Annotated in this window: 6 protein-coding genes and 1 pseudogene; 2 read left to right on the forward strand and 5 right to left on the reverse strand. The window is 70.1% G+C overall.

Annotated elements, in window-relative coordinates; translation table 11 throughout:
• Positions 1–17 precede the first annotated feature (17 nt).
• The 4 genes from hslV to CKO43_RS24745 form a co-directional block, all read right to left on the reverse strand.
• A complete protein-coding gene (gene hslV / locus CKO43_RS24730) occupies positions 18–557 on the reverse strand; it encodes an ATP-dependent protease subunit HslV (RefSeq protein ID WP_200232321.1) in 540 nt (179 codons plus the stop codon).
• Positions 558–637: 80 nt separating this feature from the next.
• Positions 638–2383 (reverse strand): hypothetical protein, encoded by a 1746-nt coding sequence (locus CKO43_RS24735; protein ID WP_200232320.1) that lies wholly within the window; start codon positions 2381–2383, stop codon positions 638–640.
• 61 nt (positions 2384–2444) lie between these two features.
• Positions 2445–3095: an RNA polymerase-binding protein DksA gene (gene dksA, locus CKO43_RS26385; protein WP_346014519.1), complete on the reverse strand. Its 651-nt coding sequence runs from the start codon at positions 3093–3095 to the stop codon at positions 2445–2447.
• Between the two features lie 158 nt (positions 3096–3253).
• The gene (locus tag CKO43_RS24745; RefSeq protein ID WP_200232319.1) at positions 3254–4285 is read right to left on the reverse strand and encodes a CobW family GTP-binding protein; all 1032 of its coding nucleotides are present in this window, start codon (positions 4283–4285) and stop codon (positions 3254–3256) included.
• Positions 4286–4400: 115 nt separating this feature from the next.
• On the opposite strand from CKO43_RS24745, the gene CKO43_RS24750 reads away from it, so the two are divergent.
• On the forward strand, positions 4401–5291 hold the full coding sequence (locus CKO43_RS24750) for an HlyC/CorC family transporter (RefSeq protein WP_346728413.1): 891 nt from the start codon (positions 4401–4403) through the stop codon (positions 5289–5291).
• 108 nt (positions 5292–5399) lie between these two features.
• Positions 5400–5597: a hypothetical protein gene (locus tag CKO43_RS26390; RefSeq protein ID WP_200380333.1), complete on the forward strand. Its 198-nt coding sequence runs from the start codon at positions 5400–5402 to the stop codon at positions 5595–5597.
• A gap of 25 nt (positions 5598–5622) precedes the next feature.
• On the opposite strand, the pseudogene CKO43_RS26395 reads toward CKO43_RS26390, so the two are convergent.
• Positions 5623–5742, reverse strand: a pseudogene (locus CKO43_RS26395) (hypothetical protein); the annotation flags it as partial.

Raw genomic sequence — 5742 nt, forward strand, 5'->3', positions numbered from 1 at the left:
GGGTGCGGGTGCGGCCTTCAGCCGCCCAGCACCTCGATCGTGTGCGACTGGTTGGTGTAGATGCAGAGGTCGCCGGCGATCTCGAGCGAACGTTTGACGACGTCCTCGGGCGCGAGTTCGGTGTGGTCGAGCAGCGCGCGCGCCGCCGCCTGGGCGTAGGCGCCGCCCGAGCCGATGGCGACGATGCCGCGCTCGGGTTCGAGCACGTCGCCGTTGCCGGTGATGATCAGCGAGCTGGTCGCGTCGGCTACCGCCAGCATCGCCTCCAGGCGGCGCAGCACGCGGTCGGTGCGCCAGTCCTTGGTCAGCTCGATGGCCGCGCGCACCAGGTGGCCCTGGTGTTTCTCGAGCTTGGCTTCGAAACGTTCGAACAGCGTGAAGGCGTCGGCGGTGGCGCCGGCAAAGCCGGCGAGCACCTGGTCGCGGTAGAGCTTGCGCACCTTGCGTGCGCTCGACTTGACGACGATGTTGCCGAGCGTCACCTGGCCGTCGCCGCCGATGGCGACGAGCGGCCCGCGGCGCACGCTGAGGATGGTGGTGCCGTGAAAGGATTCCATGTTCCGCTGCAGGTTGGGCCGCCTCCGGCCGCTTCAAGGGCGATTAGACCCTCCGCGCGATGCCGTCGTCTGGCGTGCGCTCAGACCTTGCGGACCTGGACCTTGGCGTGGGCGTTGATGCCCATCGCGCCGAAGAAAAGCGCGACCAGGCGGTGGGCGTCGACGAACTGCACCGAGCGTTTCTCGGTCTCGCCCTTGGTGATGACCCAGTTCAGCAGGTCGCCGGCGGCGATGAAGTCGACGCGGATCAGGCGTGCGCAGGACACGCTGACGATGGGCGCGGCGCCCAGCTGACCGTCGAGCAGCACGAGCGTGGCGCCGATGTCGCCGACGAGCTGGCCCGAGAGTTCGACGTGCGCCTGCTCGACCTGGGTGATCGTGTCGTCGTGCAGCGCCGATTCGAGGAAGCTGGTCGACACCTCGCCCACCATCGACATCGGCGGCGTGCGCGTCGACGCGCCCGAGCCGCTGATGCGCACCCGGCAGCGCGCCGGCTCCCAGGACGGCGGCGAGACCTCGTAGGTGACGCAGTAGTCGATCGCGGTCTCGTCGAACTGGTCGGCGCGGTTGACCAGCCGCAGCGCGTCCAGCCGCGTCAGCCAGTAGGCCGGGTCGGCGTCGCGCACGCCGGTGGGCGCGGCTTCGGCGAGCACGCCGAAGAGCTGGTCGCCGGCGATCCAGCGCATCTCCAGCGCCTGGCCGCCCCACAGCCGAAACAGCGTCGACAGCTGCATCGCGGCCTCGGGGTCGACCGAGCGCAGCCGGCTCCAGTCGAAGACCCAGGGCAGCGGCATCTGCAGCGTCAGCGAACGCAGCCGCGCCAGCGCGTCCAGGTCCAGCACCTCGGGGCAGGTCCAGCCGACCTCGCCCGAGGACTTGGTCGACGGGCCGCCGGCGCGCGGGCGCTCCTCGGCCACGGCTTCGGCGACCAGCTTGGGCAGCGAGTACCACTGCGGCGCCGACCAGCCGAACTGCTGCGCGTAGTCGATCGCCAGCGTCTCGAAACGCACCTGCTGCCCGGTGGCCCGGTACAGGTCGAACAGCACCAGCCAGGTCTCGGCGTGCTCGGCGCGGGCGCCGCCGGCGGCGGTGAGCTGCTGCAGCGCCTGCTCGCAGGTGTTGAAGTCGGCGTTGGCGAAGGCGATGACGGCTTCGTCGAGTTCGGGGTCGTGCACGACCTCGCTGACCTCGACCGCGAACGCGCTGCCGAACTCGCTGCCCATCGGCACCAGGCCGCTGGGCAGCGCGGTCTGCAGCGTCAGCGTCGGGATCGCCGCCGGCTGCGTCGGCAGCGGCGGCATCGGGTCCAGCAGCCGGCCGGGCTCGGGCTGCGTGACCGGGGCAAATTCGAGGCCGCCGCGGCGCGACGGCGGGTTGGCCGTCGCGGGCCGGGGGGCGCTTTCGCGCGCCGGCACCGCGCTCGACACCGGCGGGCGGCCAGCCATGCGGGTGGCGTCGTAGCCGTCGCCGACCATCTGCTGCTCGATCGCGTCGATCTTCTCCATGACGCCGGAGTCGCCGCGCGTGCCGCTGCCGTCGGGCAGCCGGGCTTCGGAGTCGTCGAGGCGGGACGAGCCGCCGAGCGCAGCCAGCTGCTCGGGCGACAGCCCCTCGCGGCGCACGCGGCGCAGCATGTCGAACTCGCGCTTGCGGACGAAGTCGTTGCGCCGCTTGCGCTCGATCATCGCCTTGAGCTCGGTCTTCTCGATCTCGAGTTCGCGGCTGTCGTCCTGGCGCGAGTTCAGCTCGGTCCAGTCGGTCGTCGGATTGGCGACGAACCGAACCACCTTGCGGAAGAAGCTCTCGCCGTCCTTGGGGTCCGCCATGGTCGTAATGTAGCTGGCGGCACGCGGTGCGGCCGGCGGCTGGCGCCGGCCGTCGCGGCTGTCAGTCGCCGAACATCTTCTGCTTGAGTTCGCGGCGCTGCTGCGCCTCCAGCGACAGCGTCGCGGTCGGGCGCGCCAGCAGGCGGGCCAGGCCGATCGGCTCGCCGGTCTCGTCGCAGTAGCCGTATTCGCCGCTGTCCAGGCGCGCGATCGACTGCGCGATCTTCTTCAGCAGCTTGCGCTCGCGGTCGCGCGTGCGCAGCTCGAGGGCGTGCTCCTCCTCGATCGTCGCCCGGTCGGCCGGGTCGGGAACGATGGAGGTGTCCTCGCGCAGGTGCTCGGTCGTTTCGCCGGCGTTGGAGAGCAGGTCGTCCTTCTGCGCCTGCAGGCGCGTGCGGAAGAACTCGATCTGCTTCTCGTTCATGTACTCGCTGTCCGGCATCGCGAGCAGTTCGGGCTCGGTCAGGTCGCGGCCGGACTTGTTCTTCCAGGCTTCGGCGAGCTTGGGGTCGGCCTTCGTGGCCGGCTTGATGAAGTCCATCGGTTCGGTCGTGTTCTTGGGCGCCGGGCGGGCCGGCGCAAAACGGGCAGTGAAACGGTTCTGTTCCGGCTGGGCGGGAACGGGCGAGGTGTCGGGCACCGCCGCGGCCTTGCCGGACTTGGAGGCCGATTTGGCGGCGGCGACCGCGGGCTTGGCTGGGGACTTGCTCACGAGAGTCTCTCCTCGCCCTTGTTCAGGGACGCGATGAATGTCCTGTTATACCCGCAGCCCTGGGTCGGGTCCCCGGGGCCGGTCGGCCTTAAGGCGCGCGGATTGTAGCCACGTCGCGGGCCGGCGCGGGCCGGCTTCGGCGAGGCCGGTCGGCGCACTCAGACGAGGCACTGCTCCAGCCCCTGTTCGAGGATGTCGCGCGGCAGGTCGATGCCGATGAACACCAGCTTGCTGAGCTTGTCCTCGCCCGGGGCCCACTTGGGGCCCAGGTCGCTGCCCATCAGCTGGTGCACGCCCTGGAACACGACCTTGCGGTCGCTGCCCTTCATGTTCAGCACGCCCTTGTAGCGCAGCATCTTCGGGCCGTAGACCTGGACCACCGAGCCGAGGAAGTCCTCCAGCTTGGCAGGGCTGAACGGCCGCTTGGCGCGGAAGACGAAGGACTTGACGTCGTCATCGTGCGCGTGGTGATGCGGGTGGTCGCAGGCCTCGCCGTCGTGGTGATGGTGCTCGTGTTCATGCGCCTGGTCGGCCAGGAAGTCGGGGTCGATGTCGAGCTTGGCGCTGAGGTTGAAACCCTTGATGTCGAAGACCTCGGCGATCGCCACCTCGCCGAAATGCACCGAACGCTGCAGCGCGCGCGGGTTCATCTGGCGCAGGCGGTATTGCAGCGCCTCGAGATCGGCGGCCGAGGCCAGGTCGGCCTTGCTGATGAACAGCCGGTCGGCGAAACCCACCTGGCGGCGCGCCTCCTGGCGCGTGTTCAGCTGTTCGCCGGCGTGCACCGCGTCGACCAGCGTGACGACCGAGTCCAGCAGATAGCTCTCGGCGATCTCGTCGTCCATGAAGAAGGTCTGCGCCACCGGGCCCGGGTCGGCCAGGCCGGTGGTCTCGATGACGACGCGGTCGAACTGCAGCAGCCCCTTGCGGCGGCGGTCGGCCAGGTCCGACAGCGTCGAGCGCAGATCCTCGCGGATCGTGCAGCAGACGCAGCCGTTGTTCATCTGGATGACCTGCTCCTCGGTGTCGGCGACGAGGATCTCGTTGTCGATGTTCTCCTCGCCGAACTCGTTCTCGATGACGGCGATCTTCTGGCCGTGGGCCTCGGTCAGAACGCGCTTGAGCAGCGTCGTCTTGCCGCTGCCGAGAAAGCCCGTGAGGATGGTGGCCGGGATCAGTCCGTTGCTCATGGTGATGGAGGGGAAAGACAAGCCTTGCCAGTTGGGGGCGGCAGACTGTCTTGCAAGCCCCCGGCCGTGTCAAGCGCGTGGGGTATTCTTGGGCTCCCCCACTGCCGACACCCTTGTGTCCGAACCTCCTTCTAACAAGTCCGCGCGCGGTGCGCCGGCTCCGTACGCGGACAAGCGGTCGTTCTTCGAGCGTCTGATCGAGTTCATCTCGCCCGGGCCCGACAGCAAGGACGAACTGATGAAGACGCTCGCCGCTGCCGAGCAGCGCGAGCTGATCCAGCCCGAGTCGCGGCTGATGCTCGAAGGCGTGCTGCGCATGGCCGAGCTCAGCGCCGGCGACGTCATGGTCGCGGCGCCGCGCATGGACATGCTCGACATCGACGCCGACTACGACGCGCTGCTGGGCGCCGTCATCGAGGCCGGGCACTCGCGGTTCCCGGTCTACGAGGACGGACGCGAGAACGTCATCGGCATCCTGCTGGCCAAGGACCTGCTGAAGCTGCAGCGAGCGCCCGAGCTGAACCTGCGCACGCTGCTGCGGCCGGCGGTCTTCGTGCCCGAGAGCAAGGCGCTGAACGAGCTGCTGCGCGACTTCCGCTCCAACCGCAACCACCTGGCGATCGTCATCGACGAGTTCGGCAACACCGCCGGGCTGGTGACGATCGAGGACGTGCTCGAGGAGATCGTCGGCGAGATCGAGGACGAGTTCGACGCGCGCGACGAAGCGCGCGAGGACACCGGCATCTACACGCTGGCCGACGGCACGCAGCGGGTCGCCGGCGACGTCGAGATCGACGCCGTCAACCGCGCCTTCGCGGTCGATCTGCCGACGGCCGACTTCGACACCATCGGCGGCCTCGTCGCCCACGAGTTCGGGCGCGTGCCGCGGCGCGGCGAGTCGCTGGACATCGGCGGCCTGTGTTTCTCGGTGATGCTGACGCGCGGCGGCGCCGTGCGCTGGTTCCGCGTCTGGCGCCAGGGCGCGGCCGGCGAGCCGCGCGCATGAGCGCTCAGGACTTGTCCGGGGCTCATTCCCGCCTGGCGGGACCGGCCGTAGGCCGAAGGGTGCTCCAGTGAGGCGCGTGCGCCGCGCCGCCGCCCGCAGGGGGCGGCGGTGATCCGCGTGATCGTCTCGACCCCTCGCGTGCGCGCGCCTTGGGTGCTGCCGCTGCTGCTGGCCGCGCTCGGTGCACTGCAGACGCTGGCCTACGTGCAGACCTCGGCCTGGCCGCTGGGCCTGGTCGGCGTCGCGCTGCTGGCGCTGGCGGTCGCGCGTGTGGCGCCGGCAGCGCGCCGTAGCGGTGCATGCTGATGTAGAGCCACCAGGTGCCGGCGGCCAGCCAGCCGAAGCCGTAGGCCCAGCCGAACAGTGCCGCACGCGCCGGCGCCACACGCGCGACCGCCAGCGCCAGCAGCGCGACGCCGACCAGGCCCAGCGGCCAGGCCGAGGTCTGCAC

It is taken from the genome of Rubrivivax gelatinosus (genome assembly GCF_016583785.1).
In the GTDB taxonomy this organism is placed as follows: domain Bacteria; phylum Pseudomonadota; class Gammaproteobacteria; order Burkholderiales; family Burkholderiaceae_C; genus Rubrivivax; species Rubrivivax gelatinosus_B.

What these genes read in the sequence shown, in the direction of transcription:
- CKO43_RS24735 (WP_200232320.1), bottom strand. Translation starts at nt 2,383, where the DNA reads ATGGCGGACCCCAAGGACGGCGAGAGCTTCTTCCGCAAGGTGGTTCGG.
- CKO43_RS24745 (WP_200232319.1), bottom strand. Translation starts at nt 4,285, where the DNA reads ATGAGCAACGGACTGATCCCGGCCACCATCCTCACGGGCTTTCTCGGC.
- hslV (WP_200232321.1), bottom strand. Translation starts at nt 557, where the DNA reads ATGGAATCCTTTCACGGCACCACCATCCTCAGCGTGCGCCGCGGGCCG.